Source organism: Pseudomonas sp. Irchel s3h17 (assembly GCF_900187505.1).
In the GTDB taxonomy this organism is placed as follows: domain Bacteria; phylum Pseudomonadota; class Gammaproteobacteria; order Pseudomonadales; family Pseudomonadaceae; genus Aquipseudomonas.
The window spans coordinates 181,546-197,669 of the sequence record NZ_FYDL01000005.1 but is presented as its reverse complement, the minus strand read 5'-3'; the positions used below and the strand labels follow the sequence as shown (position 1 = coordinate 197,669).

Below are 16,124 nucleotides of genomic sequence, written 5' to 3'. Positions count from 1 at the left end.
TCGGCTGAACGCCTGCCTCAATACTGATTGGGTTCCATTTCCAGCGCGACGTTAAAGCGCTCGGCGATGTCTTTCTGAATGCGCCGGGCCAGGCCGAGCAATTCAAGCCCGGTGGCGGAGCCATAGTTGACCAGCACCAGCGACTGCAAGCGATGCACACCCGCATCCCCCTCGCGAAAGCCCTTCCAGCCCGCTTGCTCGATCAGCCAGCCGGCCGCCAGCTTGACCTGGCCGTCGGCTTGCGGATAACCGATCAGGCCCGGATGGGCGAGTCGAAGCTCGGCGGCAAGCGCGGCCGAGACCAACGGATTCTTGAAGAAGCTGCCGGCATTGCCCAGTACTGCGGGATCAGGCAGCTTTTCATTGCGAATGCTGCAGATCGCCTGGCTGACATCCGTCGCCGTCGGGTGTTCGATCCCTTGCTCGGTCAGCCACTGACGCACCGGACCGTATTCCAGGTGCAAATGCTCGACGCGATCCAGGGCAAAGCGCACCCGCAAGATCAGCCAGCGGCCAACCTGTTGCTTGAACAGGCTGTCCCGGTAGGCAAAGTTGCAGTCGGCCAGGGTGAAATCCCGCAACTCGCCGGTCTGGCGATCCAGTGCAGTCAAACCGGCAAACACGTCCTTGATCTCCACACCGTAGGCGCCAATGTTCTGCATCGGTGCCGCCCCGACCGTGCCGGGAATCAGACTGAGATTCTCAAGGCCCGACAACCCCTGTGCCAGGGTCCACTGCACGAATGGGTGCCAGGTTTCACCCGCCTCGGCCTCGATCACTACCCGACGGCCATCGTCGCTCACTTGACGAATGCCCCGGGTGGCCATGCGCAGCACCAACGCCGGGATGTCCGCCGTCAGCAGCAGGTTACTGCCACCGCCGATGACCAGCAGCGGTATCGCCTGCGCGTGCGAATACGCCAGCGCTTCGCGCACATCGGCGTCGCTGTGCGCTTGCGCGAACAGCTGCGCACGAACATCCACGCCAAAGCTGTTGAACGGCTTGAGCGAAACCTGCGGCTGCAGGTGCAAAGTCATAAGCGTCCCTTCAATTCAATCACCAGCAAATCGCAGGCCTGCTCGATCAGGTCCAGCACCTGCTCGAAACCTTGCTCGCCGTCGTAATAAGGATCCGGCACATCGTCCACGCTCGACTCATAACGACGCAGGAACAGATCCAGCTCCGCCCTGCCCTTGGCCGGCTGCAAGGCCTTGAGGTTGCGCAGGTTGCTGCTGTCCATGGCCAGGATCAGGTCGTAGCTGGAGAAATCCGCACGCGTCACCTGCCGGGCGCGCTGCGCGGACAGGTCATAGCCACGGCGCAAGGCGGCTGCCTGGCTTCGCTTGTCCGGCGCCTTGCCGACATGCCAGTCACCCGTGCCCGCGGAAGCGACTTCGACCTGATCGGCCAGCCCCCCTTCACGCAGCTTGTACCGCAGCACACCCTCGGCCGTGGGCGAACGACAGATATTGCCCAGGCAGACAAACAGAACCCGCATCAGGCCTCCAGCAGGCGACGAACGCGCTCGAGGTCTTCAAGCGTATCGACCCCCGGCGGTGGGGCAATCAATGCATCGGCGACATGGATCCGCACGCCGTGCCACAGGGCGCGCAACTGCTCCAGGCACTCGGTGTCTTCCAGCCAGCACGGCCCCCAGCTGACGAAGTCATGCAGGAAACCGACGCGGTAGGCATAGATACCGATGTGACGGCGGTACGGTACACCCGCCGGCAAATGTTCCTGGCTCTTGGCAAAGGCGTCACGCGCCCATGGCAAGGTCGCACGACTGAACGTCAGCGCCAGGCCGTCCAGGTCGCTGACGACCTTGACCACGTTAGGGTTGAACAGGGTTTCGGCGTCTTCAATCGGTTCGGCGAGGGTGGCCATGCGGGCCTCGCTATGAGCCGCCAGATTGGCGGCGACCTGATCGATCACACTCGGCGGAATCAGCGGCTCGTCACCCTGCACGTTGACCACAATGGCGTCCGGCGCAAGCCCCAACAGGGTGGCGACTTCGGCCAGGCGATCGGTGCCGGAGTTGTGATCGACCCGAGTCATCACCACCTCGGCGCCAAAGGCCTTGCAGGCCTCTTCGATGCGCACATCATCAGTGGCCACCACGACACGCTCGGCGCCGCTTTTGCTGGCCTGTTCCCAGACATGCTGGACCATCGGCTTGCCGGCGATCATTTGCAGCGGCTTGCCTGGCAAGCGGGTGGACGCAAAACGCGACGGAATCACCACTGTGAAAGCCGTACTCATTTGTCCAGGCGCTCTTCGGTCGTCAGGGTACGGGCTTCGCTTTCGAGCATCACCGGGATGCCATCACGGATCGGGAAAGCCAGGCCGGCACCTTTGCTGATCAGCTCGGTTTTGTCGGCGCTGAGCTTGAGCGGGCCTTTGCAGACTGGGCAAGCGAGGATATCGAGCAGTTTGGTGTCCATGAAAACTCCCTGGAAAAAGCGTGTTAAGGCAAAAGACGTGCGGGCAATAGCCGCATCAGCTGCGTATCGAACCAGGCCACGAAAGCCGGTGATGGCACCGCATCCACCGCCAGGTACCACCAGTCTTGTGCCGCGAAGGACCGGCATTTCACCGCATCCTTTTCAGTCATGACCAATGGCAGCGGCGGCATGAAATTCAACGCCGCCGCGCTGTACTCGGCGTGGTCGGCAAAAGCATGCGCTACAGGCTGCCAGTGTAGCGTTTCAAGGGTATTGAAGAAACGTTGCGGATTACCGATACCCGCCACGGCGTGCAACGCCTGCCCCAGCGGAAAATGTTCAAGACCGCGACGTTCGCCCGTCAGCAGATTGACCAGCGCAGTCGGTTGCAAGCGGAAGGCAAACCCCTCGTCGCGATCCGTCTCGGCACCATTGAACAGCACCGCATCGACACTTTGCAGGCGCTCGATCGGCTCGCGCAGTGGCCCCGCCGGCAAGCAACGCTTGTTGCCCAGCCCGCGCGCCGCATCAATCAGCACCAGCTCAAGATCGCGCGCCAGACGGTAATGCTGCATGCCGTCATCCGACAGGATCAGGTCCAACGGTTCGGCCGCCAGCAACGCCTGAACAGCCCGACTGCGATCGGGGTCGATCATCAAGGGAACGCCAGTGCGCTGGACGATCAACAGGGGTTCATCACCCGCCACCGCCGCGCTCTGCTCTGGCTCGACCCGCCACGGCAGTTGCGGCGGCGTGGCCCCGTAACCGCGACTGACCACGCCCACCCGCAGGCCGGCTCGCTGGCAGTGCTCGATCATCCACAGAATCAAGGGTGTCTTGCCCGTGCCGCCAACGGTAATGTTGCCGACCACGATCAAGGGCACCGGTGGCTGGTAAATCTCACCCTCGCCCGCCAGGAACCGTTCACGCTTGGCCGTGACCACGCGCCGGTACAACCACTCCAGTGGCTGCAAGAGCTTGAGTGCCGGATGGCCGGCGTACCACGCAGCGAGCAATCGATCGGAGATGGCCATCAGGGCGTCGGCGCCGCCTCAACGGTGGTCATGCGCAAATGCGTGAACCCCAGCTTGCCGGCGGCATCCATGGCGGTGATGACCGCCTGGTGCTGCGCCTTGCCATCGGCGCTGATGGACAGCGGCAGCGTGGTGTCGCCATTGGACTCTTTCTTCAAGGCGTCGATCAGGCTTGCCAGGTCGTTCTTGGGCAACAACTGATTGTTGACCGAGAACGCACCTTCGGCGCTGATGGCGACATCCAGTTGCTTGGCCTGCTGGTCTTCGGCGGGGGATCCACTGACCGCTTCCGGCAAGTCGACACGCAACTGGGTTTCCCGGGTAAAGGTGGTGGTCACGACGAAAAACAGCAACAGGATAAACACCACGTCGATCAGCGACGCGAGGTTGATGTCGACATTTTCCCGTGGCTTGCGACGGAATTTCACGCTTTGCCCTCGGCCAGGTCGACATCCCGATCGCCCTGCAGCACTTCCACCAGCTTGATGGCTTCCTGCTCCATGCCGACGACGAGTTCATCGATGCGCCGTTGCAGGAAGCGGTGGAAGAACACTGCCGGGATACCCACCATCAGGCCTGCGGCCGTGGTGATCAAGGCCTTGGAAATACCACCGGCCAGCACCGAGGCATTGGCGGTCATGCCGCCGCCCATGAACGAACTGAAAATATCGATCATGCCCAGCACCGTACCCAGCAACCCCAGCAACGGCGCCATGGCGGCGATGGTGCCCAAGGCGTTGATGTAGCGCTCCAGCTCGTGGATCACCCGGGCAGCGGCTTCCTCGATGCACTCCTTCATGATCTCGCGACCATGCCGGGAGTTGGCCAGGCCCGCCGCAAGGATTTCACCCAGCGGCGAATTGGCGCGCAATTCCTTGAGTTTATCCTTGTTGAGTTTCTTGTCCTTGATCCAGACCCAGACCTGCCCGAGCAGATGCTCCGGGGTCACACGGCTGGCACGCAGGGTCCACAGGCGCTCGGCGACGATGCCCAATGCCGCGATGGAGCTCAAAATGATCGGCAACATCATCCAGCCGCCGGATTTGACCAATTCCCACACAGTGACAGTCCCCTCGAAAAAGTGCGCCACTTTACCATACACACTCGACATAGAGGCTCGGCTCACCGACGACCGTCATATTCCTGGCCTCCCTCAAGGCGAATGGCTGACGGGTGGCGCCGCGCGCCAGAAGCGCGGTTGCTGGCGCATGGATTCAGCCGGCCCGAAGGCCCCCAGGCGCACACGCACGGCCCCTTGCTCCACACTGTCGAGGACCTGCACCCCCAACCCGCGGTAACGCGCCACTACTTGGGGATGGGGATGACCAAAGTTGTTGTTGTGACCGCGGGAAATCAGCGCGGCCTTGGGGGCCAGCGCCTCCACAAAGGCTTGCGAAGACGAACTGCGGCTGCCGTGATGGGGGGCCAGAAGCCAATCGGTGGCGACCGCCAGCGGACTCTTGAGCAAGGCCCGTTCGGCATGGGCGTCAATGTCGCCCGTCAGCAGAAAACGCTCGCCACCGGCCTCGACCTGCAAGACACAGGAGCGTTGATTGCTGTCACCGGCCCCGGACCATTGCCACAGCACAAAGCGCACGCCATCCCACTCCCAGCGCTCGCCGCTGACGCAAGCCCTGGCCCGCAGCACTTTCGGCAAGCCCTGGCGCTCTCCGCCGATAACCTGTGTTACCGGCAGCCCCCTGTAGACCGAACCCGCGCCCCCGGCGTGATCGGCATGAGCGTGGCTGATCAGCATCAGGTCCAGCCTGCGAACCCCTAGCTTACGCAAGGCCGGCAGGACCACCTGCCCACCCAGGTCGAGGTCGCCGAAACCTGGACCTGCGTCATAGAGCAATGTGTGATGACGGGTGCGCACCACCATGGCCAAACCCTGGCCGACATCCAGTTGCCAGATTTCAGCCATGCCTTCCGGCACCGTGCTTCGCGGCGGGAACACCAGCACCAGCAGCATCGGCCAGCCCAGCCATCGCAGCGGCACGCCACTGGGCAACAACAGCAAAACGGCGCCAAGGGCCCCCACGCCCCAGGCCCAGGGTGAAATGGCCGGAGCCTGCCATGCCGGCACCTTCCCCGCCGCCAGGGCCAGGCCCTTGAACAATACGTCCAGCAAGCCACCCGCCAGCCATAACAAGCCTTCGCCAACATAAGGCAACGGCAACAGCAGTGTTCCCAGCAACGCCGGGGGCAACACCAGCAGACTGATCCAGGGCACGGCCAGCAGATTGATCAGTGGTCCGGTCAGGCTGACGGGAAGCCCCAGCATCAACAGCGCCGGGAACAGACCGATGGCTATCAACGACTGCGCTCGCGTCCAGGCCTGCCACCAACGCCACGCACCCAGCCGACCGCCAAAGGTGAAGATCAACACCGCCACCGCCACAAACGACAGCCAGAATCCCGGGCGCAAGCTCGCCAGCGGGTCCAGTAACAGCACCACATTCAATGCCAGCAGCAACGGCCACCAGGCCCCCAGATGACGAAACCGCAGGCGCCACACCAACACCAGCCCGATCATCACGCACGCCCTGCGCACCGGCACCTGGAACCCGGCCAGCAGCCCGTAACCCAGCGCCGCCGCAAACGCCAGGCCGCACGCCCACGGCAGCCACGCCAGGCGTCGGGGCCACAGCCCGTAACGCGCCAGCCCGGCCACCAACAGGTACACCATGCCTGCCAACAAACCGACATGCTGCCCAGAGATCACCAGCAAATGCACGGTGCCGGTGTCCTGCAAGACGCGCCATTCATCGCGGCTCAATCCGGACCCATCGCCCAGCACCAGCGCCGCCAGCGCAGCCGCCCGCCCCTGGGCGTCCACCGCCATCAGGCGCTGACGAATGGCATCACGCCAGGCCGCCTGCGCCGGGCTGAGCAATTGACCGTCCTTGACCGTTCCCGTGGCGCCGATGCGTTGCGCCAACAACCAGGCCTCGTAATCAAAGGCATGGGGATTGAGCAAACCTGCCGGGCGCTTCAACTTCACCGCCAGGCGCCAGCGCTCGCCACTGTTGACCGGCGGGCCGCCGTACCAGGCCAGCCGCATCAAGCTCGGTAGCTGCGTAGCTCGTGCCTCGCCGTCGGCCAACTCAAAGCGCACCACACCCGGGGTGTTTTGCGGCAAGCCGACCACCCGCCCCTCGACCCAGCGGGTTTGACCGTCGAGCTCGGGTGTCAGGCGGTCATTCAGTGCCCAATGGGCGCTGGCGCATGCCCAGGCGAAACCCAGCAGAAAAAACGCCAGTGCACAGCTGCGAAACGGCAGCAGCATCAAGGCCAGCACCGCTAGCAGCAGCAACAGCCCGACCGACGGTAACACCGGTAAAAAAACCAGGGTCAACAGACCCAACGCAAGCGCCAACATCCCTGTGCGCATAAGCCCGTCCTTGAGAGTCCCCTCTCTTGGATTAGCCCAGTCACAGAAGCCCGCGTTTATTAATTGTCACAAAGTCTGAATTGGCGCTCAGTAGAATCCGGGCATACTTGCCGCTTGATCTGACCGAGAAGCCCTATGCCCCGGCGCTTATTCAAACGCTACATGCCAGACCCGACCAGCATCAGGGAACACAAATCCTTACGCTTTCTCGGCACACTGCTGCATGATCCCAACCTTTGGCACCTCAATCGGCACTCGGTTGCCCGAGCCATGGCCGTGGGTCTGTTCGCCGCCTTTTTACCGATCCCCATGCAGATGCTGGTGGCGGCTGCCCTAGCGATCTCGGTGCGCGGCAATATTCCGATTGCGGTGAGCCTGGTCTGGCTGACCAATCCGATCACCATGCCCGTGGTGTTTTTCTGCACCTACCAGACCGGCGCCTGGCTGATGAATGTACCGACGCGCAGCCTGCCGGACGAACTGACCTGGGAATGGATCAGCGGCGAACTGGCGAGCCTTTGGCAGCCGTTCCTGCTGGGATCGGTAGTGGCGGGCCTGGTGCTGGGTGCCATGGCCTACTGCATGACCATGACCTACTGGCGCTGGTGGGTCAGCCGGCAATGGAAGCGGCGTAAGCAAAGTCGGCTGTAGAACGCAAAAACGGCACCTCTGGGGTTAATGCTAGTCAGTTAAGAGAAATAAAGCCGAACACGAAACCCGTGGCGAGGGAGCTTGCTCCCGCTGGGGCGCAAAGCGGCCCTGTTTTTGGGCTGCTACGCAGCCCAGCGGGAGCAAGCTCCCTCGCCACGGGTACTATGTTCGGCTGGTCTTTGGCTTAACTGATCGGCATTAACCTCTGGGGTGCCGTTTTTCATTGCCCGGTGCCAGCGGTTACGTACGCATCCCCCGCCCGCTGACCAGCAGCCGCGCACAGCCGACGTACAGCACCACGGTGGCAACCAGCATGAAGGTGATGGCGATGCTGATCCTGATGTCCGAGACACCCAGGATGCCGTAGCGGAAGGCGTTGACCATGTGCAATACCGGGTTGGCCAACGACACCGTCTGCCAGAACGGCGGCAACAGGCTGATCGAGTAGAACACTCCGCCCAGGTAAGTCAGCGGCGTCAGCACGAAGGTCGGGATAATCGAGATATCGTCGAAATTGCGCGCAAAGACCGCGTTGATAAACCCCAGCAACGAAAAGATCGTCGCCGTCAGCACCACCACCAGGATAGTCACCCCCAGGTGATGGACCTGCAGGTCAGTGAAGAACAGCGACAGCAAGGTCACGATGATCCCGACCATCAACCCGCGCAGCACACCGCCCAGGGTGTAGCCAACCAGGATGGTGTGGGGCGAAACCGGTGACACCATCAGTTCTTCGATGGAGCGCTGGAACTTGCTGCCGAAGAAACTCGACACCACGTTGCCATAGGAGTTGGTGATCACCGACATCATGATCAGGCCCGGCACGATGTACTCCATATAGGTGAAGCCACCCATGTCACCGATCTGCCGGCCAATCAGATTACCGAAGATCACGAAGTACAAGACCATGGTAATGGCCGGCGGCAGCAGGGTCTGCGGCCAGATCCGGGTAAAGCGCCGGACCTCGCGGTAAACGATGGTGTTGAGTGCGACGAGGTTGGGTTGCAGTTCGGAACTCATACGGCCACCTTCGCCAGGTTTTTCTCCACCAGGGACACGAACAGCTCCTCAAGGCGATTGGTTTTGTTGCGCAGGCTCAGCACTTCGATGTGCTGCGCGGCCAGTTGACCGAACAACGCCGTGATGCCAACGGCCTTGTCGACCTGGACTTCCAGGGTATGGCTGTCCAGCAGGCGGCTCGGGTAGCCGATCAGTTGTGGCGCGACCTTCATGTCGTGCTTGAGGTCCAGCAGGAAGGTTTCGACATGCAACTGGCCGAGCAGGTTACGCATGCTGGTGTTTTCCACGATCGTGCCGTGGTCGATGATGCCGATGTTGCGGCACAGCTGTTCAGCCTCCTCCAGATAATGGGTGGTGAGGATGATGGTGATGCCTTTCTTGTTCAGCTCGGTCAGGAAGCTCCACATCGAGCGCCGCAGTTCGATGTCCACGCCGGCGGTCGGCTCGTCGAGGATCAGCAGGCGAGGCTCGTGTACCAGCGCCCGGGCAATCATCAGGCGACGCTTCATCCCGCCCGACAGCGAGCGCGACGGCACATCACGCTTGTCCCACAGACCTAGCTGGGTCAGGTACTGCTCGGCACGTTCCTTCGCAACCCTGGACGGAATGCCGTAGTAACCCGCCTGGGTCACCACGATATCGAAGGTCTTTTCGAACTGGTTGAAGTTGAATTCCTGTGGCACCACCCCGATGCTGCGCTTGAGCGCAGCCGGGTTGCGGTCCAGGTCGTGGCCAAAGATACTCACCGTGCCGCTGGTCTTGTTGACCAGGGTCGACAGAATGCCGATGGTCGTGGATTTGCCGGCGCCATTGGGGCCGAGCAAGGCGAAAAAGTCACCTTCGGCGACATCCAGATCGATACCACTCAGGGCCTGGAAACCGTTGCCGTAGGTTTTGGTTAGCTGCCGGATGGACAGAGCAGAACTCATATCGGATTTACGCACCAAGAAGGAGAAGTAAGGAACAAGCAAGGGCGGCGGCGAGCAAGGCAACCGTAGCGCATGAGCGCAATGGTGCTTGGCGGCGCCGCACAAGTACAGTCACCTGTGTTGATAGTCAGTATTAAGTCAACGCAGTCATGACCGCTTTTTGATAGGCCGGGCGTTGCTTCAGCCGCTGGTACCAGGCGTGCAGGTGCGGTTGCGGCGCACGCTCGATCGGCATTTCGAACCAGGCATAAATGAAGCTGCCCAGGGGAATGTCGCCCATGCCGATGTCATCACCGGACAGGTAAGGCTGGTCGGCCAGTGCCCGGTCGGCCATCGACAGCAAACCTTCGCAGGTAGCGATGGCGGCCTTGATCGCGACCCAATCCTGTTGTTCGGCCGGCGTACGCAATACACCCCAGAACACCATGCGAAACGGGTCGGCAAAGCTTGCGGTGGTCCAGTCCATCCATTTTTCCGCCGTCGCGCGGGCCTGCAAGTCGGCCGGATACCAGGACGAACCGCTGGCATGACGAGCCATGAGGTAGCGCACGATGGTGTTCGACTCCCACAACACGAAGCCGTCATCCTCCATGACCGGTATGCGACCATTGGGGTTCATCGCCCGATACTCCGGGGTATCGACCACACCGAAGGCGCCGCCTGCGTCCAGAGCCTGATAATTCAGGCCAAGCTCCTCGGCCGCCCACAACGCCTTCCTGACATTCGATGAATTCTTCCGTCCCCAGATCTTCAGCATGACCGCCCCTCAATGGATGAATGCCGGGGGAGTCTACGCCGGATCAGGCCCGGCTCAAATCGCTCTGCATGTCGCCCAGCAAGGCGGCTGACTGATCGCCGAACAAATGCGGATAGCACTGCTCAAGGTGCTTGAAAAAGAAATCCTCGGGCACATCGACAAACTGGCCATGGTCGACCAGGTACTCCATCGACTGCAGCCCCTGGCGATTGAAGGGGTGAAACACGCTGTCGTTGCGCCCATCGAACTCCAGCGGTGGCACATCGAACAACTCGCAGAGCCTGGCATTGAACGCCGGCGTAGCCTTGACCCAGCGCCCCTGCAGATACAGCTCGGTATAACCGTGCATGGCGAACACATCGCTCCTGAGCAACTCGATCAGGCGCGGCGTCGACAAGTGATTGCGGACGTCTGCCAGGCCGATGCGCGCGGGGATGCCGCAATGCCGGGCACAGCCTGCCAGCAGCGTGGCCTTGGGCACGCAGTAGCTTTCGCCGGTCGCCAGCGCATAGCTGCCGCGCAAGGTCGCCGGATCCCGGCTGAAGGTGTAGGGGTTGTAACGCACCGCCTCGCGCACCGCGCCATACAGGTTGATGGCCTGCTCGACCGGGTCACGGCTACTGCCACGATGTTTTTCGGCGAACTCCACCACGGCAGGGTGGTCACTATCGATGAAGCGGCCGGGACTCAGATACTCGTGCATGAGAACAATCTCCTGGAGAAGCCCCGAGTCTAGCGACACCTTCAGCACAGAGATAACGACATTTCGGCCAAACATCAGCGTTTGTTGCGTGCTCTTCCAAGGTTTTCGAAAGCCCCGGCAACGCTGCCACTCACCCTGATGCGGGCCAGTCAAAAATGTCTTGAAGCGAGGGAACTGGCTCCCGCTCAGGAAGCGAAGCCCCTCCAGACAATGCTACAGCGGTCTTTCAGAATGAACTCGGCGATCGTTTTGGGGCTGCTGCGCAACCCAGCGCGAGCAAGCTCCCTCGCCACGGGCGATGTATTGAGCAACCCTCGCCTTAACTGACTGACATTAGCCACTCCCCCTGTCTCTCACGGATTCAAACACGCCGGACTGCCCCCCCTTTACAGATGCCGTCTACGCTCTGGAGGTGGTTTTACCCTTGGTTTCACGGAGGATTGATTATGCTGCTGTTGTGGATACTGGTACTGGCGATCGGCATCGCCTGGCTGGCTCACCGCCGCACCGCGCCCCTGCCCGCCCTGGGCATCGTTGCGGTCTACCTGGTGGCGATGGGCGTCGTGAATCGCGCACCCGGCTGGTTGCTGTTGATATTCTGGATCATGCTCGCGGCCGTGGCCGCTCCCCTGCTGCTGCCGGACCTGCGTCGCAAGTTCTTCAGTGCGCCGCTGTTCAGTTGGTTCCAGAAAACCCTGCCACCGATGTCACAAACCGAACGCGACGCGATCGATGCCGGCACAGTCTGGTGGGATGGCGAGCTGTTCAGCGGCCGCCCGGACTGGAACAAACTGCTGGCCTACCCCAAGGCGCAGTTGAGCGAAGAAGAGCAGGCCTTCATCGATGGCCCGACTGAAGCCTTGTGCGCCATGGTCAGCGACTGGCAAATCGGCCAGACCATGGACCTGCCGGCCGAGGCCTGGGCGCACATCAAGCAGAACGGCTTTTTTGCCCTGATCATTCCCAAAGAGTATGGCGGCAAGGGGTTTTCGGCCTTCGCCAACTCGCAAGTGGCGATGAAGCTGGCCACCCGCAGTGGCGACCTGGCGTCCACCGTGATGGTCCCCAACTCCCTTGGCCCGGCCGAACTGCTCCTGCACTACGGCACCGAAGCACAACGAAACCACTACCTGCCTCGCCTGGCTCGCGGCGATGACATCCCCTGTTTTGCACTGACCGGACCCCTGGCCGGGTCCGATGCAGGCTCGATGCCCGATACCGGGGTGGTCTGCAAAGGCCAATGGCAAGGCCAGGAAACCCTGGGCCTGCGGTTGAACTGGGAAAAGCGCTACATCACCCTGGGACCGGTCGCCACCCTGCTCGGCCTGGCATTCAAGGCCTATGACCCGGACCATCTGTTGGGCGACCAGGAAGACCTGGGCATCAGCCTCGCGCTGGTCCCCACCGATATCGCCGGCGTGGAAATCGGCCGTCGTCACCTGCCCCTCGGCGCCTCGTTCATGAACGGCCCGAACTCAGGCAAGGACGTGTTCGTACCACTGGAGTTCATCATCGGCGGCCAGGAAATGCTCGGCAAAGGCTGGATGATGCTGATGAACTGCCTGTCGGTCGGGCGCTCGATTTCGCTGCCGGCCGTCGGCACCGGTGCCGCCAAGTTCACCAGTCTGGTGACGGGCCAGTATGCGCAGGTCCGCGAGCAATTCAACGTCCCGCTCGCGGCCTTCGAAGGCATTCAGGAAGCCATGGCGCGTATCGCTGGCAACGCCTGGATGATGGACGCGGCACGCATGCTGACCGCCACCGCGCTCGACCTGGGCGAAAAACCGTCGGTGTTGTCCGCGGTCCTCAAGTACCACCTCACCGAGCGTGGGCGCGAATGCATCAGCCATGCGATGGATGTCCACGGCGGCAAGGCGATCATCATGGGCCCCAACAACTACCTGGGGCGCAGCTGGAACGGCGCGCCGATCTTCATCACCGTCGAAGGCGCGAACATTCTGTCGCGCAACCTGATGATCTTCGGCCAGGGCGCGATCCGCAGCCATCCATTCGTACTCCAGGAAATGGCCCTCGCCAGCCGCGAAGACAAGGACCAGGCGCTCAAGGAGTTCGATGGCCTGCTGCTCAGGCACATCGGATTTGCCGTGGGTAACGCTGCCAGCACCCTGATGCTCAATCTCGGTGTTGGCCACTTCGAACGCGCCCCGGGAGACAGGCTCAGCCAGGGCTACTGCCGCGCCCTCAACCGTCAGGCCGCGGCCTTCGCCCTGCTGGCCGACCTGAGCATGATGCTGCTGGGGGGGGAACTGAAACGTCGCGAACGCCTGTCGGCCCGCCTGGGCGATGTACTGAGCAATCTGTACCTGGCCTCAGCCGCGCTCAAGCGTTATCACGACCTCGATTCGCCGCCGCACATGACGCCCCTGTTCACCTGGGCCATGGAGGAAAGCCTGGGGCAGTCCGAGCGCGCGCTCGATGAATTGCTGAGCAACTTCCCGAGCAAGGTATTGGGCTGCCTGCTACGGGTCATCGTGTTTCCGTTCGGTCGGCGCCACAAAGGCCCATCGGACACACTCGCGGCCGAGGTAGCGGCGGTGATCGGTCGCGCCAAAGGCGATCCGACCCTCGAGGAACTGCTGGGCGGTTGCTACCGTCCACAATCGCTCGAGGACCCGGTTGGCGCCCTGCAACAGGCCTGCGACCTGTTGAACGCCGTACAGCCGCTGCAGCAAAAACTGCACAACGCACTCAGGAGCGGACAGTTCAAACCGGCTGCCGGAGAGCCGCTCATCGATGCCGCGCTGGAGGCCGGCGTGCTGCAGCTGATTGAAGCGCAAAGCCTGCGTGAAGCCGAAGTGGCGCGGCGTAAAGTGATCGATGTCGATGACTTTTCCAAGGAGCAGCTAGAGTTGGCAGAGGGCAAGATCCGATAAAGCAACGGCACGCCCAGCGGTTCAATGATGAAATGCGGGCGTCGGGGCTATATACTCCGGCGCCCGTTTTGCTTTAGTTCTAGAGGACTCCCGTTATGCTCGACCAAACTCTCGTCCAGCTCGACCTCCTGCGCAGTATTCTGGTCGCTGTCGGTGAAGCCGAGCAGGTCCCGGAAGAAAGCCATGCGCTGTTTCTGGAGCGCTTCGACGAACTGCGCGCCTCGTTGCCGATCGATCCGATCGAAAGCCAGTACCTGGGCCAGGACCTGCTGTGCCAGGTGATCCAACGCTACCCGCAAATTGCCCACCTGGTACCACGGGACCTGCTGTGGTACTTCGCCGGCGACTGCCTGCACTACATGCCAGACGATGAAATCCACCTGTACCAGGCCCTCGAAGAACGTCGTTATGAAGCCGAGCAGAACGATGAGCCGTTTGACTGGAACCAGGAAAAGCAACTGCTGGCCCTGTCGAACCAGGACAGCAAGCACTGATCTGCGCTCAGTGACACAACAGGCCCGCACGGTTCGACCGGCGGGCCTTTTTCATGGGCTTGAATCCTGACTGTCAGAACAACCCCTCACTCTCGGGCAACTCGTACTGCGCCTCGAGCTTGCCTGCCCCCGCGGACTTGCCCGGGTTGCTCAGGGTCGGCTCCTTCTCCAGGCACTCCACCAGATAGTCGATCAGTACCCGCAGCTTGGGCGGCAGGTAGCGCGTCGGCGAATGCAGCAACCAGGCGCCACCATGATAGGAGGCCAGAAAGGTCCAGTCCGGCAGTACCTGCACGATCAAGCCTTGTTCCAGGGCATGGCGCGCCGTGAAATACGGCAGGCTGCCAATGCCGATGTGCTGCAACACGGCCCCCAGGCGCACGCCGGTGTGATTGGCCGCATATCGGCCACGCACACCGACGGTGACCGCTTTGCTGCCCTTCCTGAACTTCCACCGCGCATCGCTTGGGGTTTCGCCCAGGTAAACACAACTGTGGTTGAGCAAGTCATGGGGATGGGTGGGCGTGCCGTGCTCGGACAGGTACTGGGGGGTCGCGCACAGCATGTGGTCGATGGTCAGCAGTTGCCGCCCCACCAGTCCCGCGGGCGGGCGATCGGTAATGCGAATGGCCAGGTCGACATGATCGTCGATCAGGTCAACCTGGCGATCCTCCAGCAGCAGTTCTACATCGACCTTGGGATAACGGCGAAGAAATTCCGGCATGTGGGGATGAATCACGAATCGTCCCACCGCCTTCGGCACGCTGACCCGCACCAGCCCTTCGGCCTCCTGGGTGAACTGACCACTGATTTCCATCACCGAACGGGCGGCGCTGACCATCTCCTGGCACCGCTTGAACACCTCCTCACCGCCGTCGCTCAAGCGCAATTTACGCGTGGTGCGCTGAAGCAGGCGGGTGGCCAGGGCTTTCTCCAGGCGCGAGATGCTGCGGCTCACCGCTGAGGGTGACGAACCCATCTGCCGGGCGGCTTCGGAGAAGCTGCCGGTCTCGACGACCTTGACGAAAATCGCCATTTCACCCAGCAACGGCAGCGGTAGATTTATGCTCACAGCACAACAGTCCTTTGATGTTTAAACGGATTATCACGTAATTCGGCGATACATATAATAAAAACCAGAATTTTTAGTAAGGCCGTGGAATATGACGCTTCGCCTCTTTTTCCATAGTGATGACCTCAAGGCCAACGTGGAAGTCCTGGAATGTACGCCCTGCGAAAACGAGTTTGCCGTCGAGCTGCGAGCGACGCTGTTCCATCCCCAGGGTGGAGGTCAACCCTGTGACACCGGGTGGATCGGCGACAGCCAGGTCATGCGCGTCACCCAGGAAGCGGACCGGATCGTGCACTATGTCGACCAGCCGGTTGCCCCGGGAATGACCCGGATACGGGTCGACGAGCCGCGTCGACAACTCAATACCCGCCTGCATTCGGCCGGGCACTTGATTGGTCACTGTGCCGAATCCCTGGGCTGGATTCCCGTCAAGGCCCATCACTGGCCTGGCGAGGGTCGCGTGACGTTCATGCCGGGCCAGACGCCACAGGAACTCAACGTCGAGACACTCCAGAACACCCTGGCCCAGTGGATTGCCAATGATCTGCCGCGCTTGACCTCGCTACGCGAAGGCGCGCGGGAAATCGGTTTCGGCGAGCTGCCCGCCTATGGCTGTGGCGGCACCCATGTACGGCGCCTGCAGGAATTAGGCACGGTCACTATCGCTTCCCTTTCGCAAAAGAAAGGCGCGCTTTCAGTTCGCTACGACGTGAGCTGAGTCATTCGGCGATG

17 protein-coding genes are annotated in these 16,124 nt (G+C 61.9%); 4 read left to right on the top strand and 13 right to left on the bottom strand.

From position 1 onward, the window contains the following. Positions 1-17: 17 nt before the first annotated feature. The 8 genes from murB to CKW25_RS08875 all read right to left on the bottom strand — a co-directional run bounded on the left by murB (position 18) and on the right by CKW25_RS08875 (position 6,872). Positions 18-1,037: a UDP-N-acetylmuramate dehydrogenase gene (murB, locus tag CKW25_RS08910; protein ID WP_095078809.1), complete on the bottom strand. Its 1,020-nt coding sequence runs from the start codon at positions 1,035-1,037 to the stop codon at positions 18-20. Continuing rightward, complete coding sequence (locus tag CKW25_RS08905) at positions 1,034-1,498, bottom strand: low molecular weight protein-tyrosine-phosphatase (RefSeq protein WP_095078808.1); 465 nt, start codon at positions 1,496-1,498, stop codon at positions 1,034-1,036. The genes murB and CKW25_RS08905 overlap by 4 nt, the downstream gene beginning before the upstream one ends. Further along, positions 1,498-2,262, bottom strand: a complete 765-nt coding sequence (kdsB, locus tag CKW25_RS08900) for a 3-deoxy-manno-octulosonate cytidylyltransferase (RefSeq protein ID WP_095078807.1) — start codon at positions 2,260-2,262, stop codon at positions 1,498-1,500. The genes CKW25_RS08905 and kdsB overlap by 1 nt, the downstream gene beginning before the upstream one ends. Next, complete coding sequence (locus CKW25_RS08895) at positions 2,259-2,444, bottom strand: Trm112 family protein (protein ID WP_095078806.1); 186 nt, start codon at positions 2,442-2,444, stop codon at positions 2,259-2,261. Before CKW25_RS08895 ends, kdsB begins: the two co-directional genes overlap by 4 nt. A 23-nt stretch (positions 2,445-2,467) precedes the next feature. Beyond that, the gene (lpxK, locus tag CKW25_RS08890) at positions 2,468-3,478 is read right to left on the bottom strand and encodes a tetraacyldisaccharide 4'-kinase (protein WP_095078805.1); all 1,011 of its coding nucleotides are present in this window, start codon (positions 3,476-3,478) and stop codon (positions 2,468-2,470) included. Beyond that, on the bottom strand, positions 3,478-3,906 hold the full coding sequence (locus CKW25_RS08885) for a biopolymer transporter ExbD (protein ID WP_095078804.1): 429 nt from the start codon (positions 3,904-3,906) through the stop codon (positions 3,478-3,480). Before CKW25_RS08885 ends, lpxK begins: the two co-directional genes overlap by 1 nt. Next, positions 3,903-4,538 (bottom strand): MotA/TolQ/ExbB proton channel family protein, encoded by a 636-nt coding sequence (locus tag CKW25_RS08880; RefSeq protein ID WP_172736474.1) that lies wholly within the window; start codon positions 4,536-4,538, stop codon positions 3,903-3,905. The genes CKW25_RS08885 and CKW25_RS08880 overlap by 4 nt, the downstream gene beginning before the upstream one ends. 93 nt (positions 4,539-4,631) lie before the next feature. Continuing rightward, positions 4,632-6,872, bottom strand: a complete 2,241-nt coding sequence (locus CKW25_RS08875) for a DNA internalization-related competence protein ComEC/Rec2 (RefSeq protein ID WP_095078803.1) — start codon at positions 6,870-6,872, stop codon at positions 4,632-4,634. 135 nt (positions 6,873-7,007) lie between these two features. Here CKW25_RS08875 and CKW25_RS08870 point away from each other — a divergent pair, with 135 nt between their 5' ends. Beyond that, the gene (locus CKW25_RS08870) at positions 7,008-7,523 is read left to right on the top strand and encodes a DUF2062 domain-containing protein (protein WP_095078802.1); all 516 of its coding nucleotides are present in this window, start codon (positions 7,008-7,010) and stop codon (positions 7,521-7,523) included. Positions 7,524-7,763: 240 nt separating this feature from the next. Here the strand turns inward: CKW25_RS08870 and CKW25_RS08865 are convergent, their stop codons facing one another. From CKW25_RS08865 to CKW25_RS08850, 4 genes are all read right to left on the bottom strand, one after another. Continuing rightward, positions 7,764-8,543, bottom strand: coding sequence for an ABC transporter permease (locus CKW25_RS08865; RefSeq protein WP_095078801.1), 780 nt, complete (start codon positions 8,541-8,543; stop codon positions 7,764-7,766). Then, the gene (locus tag CKW25_RS08860) at positions 8,540-9,472 is read right to left on the bottom strand and encodes an ABC transporter ATP-binding protein (protein ID WP_095078800.1); all 933 of its coding nucleotides are present in this window, start codon (positions 9,470-9,472) and stop codon (positions 8,540-8,542) included. Before CKW25_RS08860 ends, CKW25_RS08865 begins: the two co-directional genes overlap by 4 nt. Positions 9,473-9,605: 133 nt before the next feature. Further along, a complete protein-coding gene (locus CKW25_RS08855) occupies positions 9,606-10,229 on the bottom strand; it encodes a glutathione S-transferase family protein (RefSeq protein WP_095078799.1) in 624 nt (207 codons plus the stop codon). Positions 10,230-10,272: 43 nt separating this feature from the next. Further along, positions 10,273-10,932, bottom strand: coding sequence for a transglutaminase family protein (locus CKW25_RS08850; protein ID WP_095078798.1), 660 nt, complete (start codon positions 10,930-10,932; stop codon positions 10,273-10,275). A gap of 446 nt (positions 10,933-11,378) precedes the next feature. Here CKW25_RS08850 and CKW25_RS08845 point away from each other — a divergent pair, with 446 nt between their 5' ends. Further along, positions 11,379-13,826, top strand: coding sequence for an acyl-CoA dehydrogenase (locus CKW25_RS08845; RefSeq protein ID WP_095078797.1), 2,448 nt, complete (start codon positions 11,379-11,381; stop codon positions 13,824-13,826). 95 nt (positions 13,827-13,921) lie between these two features. Continuing rightward, positions 13,922-14,320, top strand: a complete 399-nt coding sequence (locus CKW25_RS08840; protein ID WP_095078796.1) for a PA2817 family protein — start codon at positions 13,922-13,924, stop codon at positions 14,318-14,320. Between the two features lie 73 nt (positions 14,321-14,393). Here CKW25_RS08840 and CKW25_RS08835 read toward each other — a convergent pair whose 3' ends face one another. Beyond that, positions 14,394-15,392: a LysR family transcriptional regulator gene (locus CKW25_RS08835; protein ID WP_095078795.1), complete on the bottom strand. Its 999-nt coding sequence runs from the start codon at positions 15,390-15,392 to the stop codon at positions 14,394-14,396. A gap of 91 nt (positions 15,393-15,483) precedes the next feature. Between CKW25_RS08835 and CKW25_RS08830 the strand changes: the two genes are divergently transcribed. Further along, positions 15,484-16,110 (top strand): hypothetical protein, encoded by a 627-nt coding sequence (locus CKW25_RS08830; protein WP_095078794.1) that lies wholly within the window; start codon positions 15,484-15,486, stop codon positions 16,108-16,110. Positions 16,111-16,124: the final 14 nt, after the last annotated feature.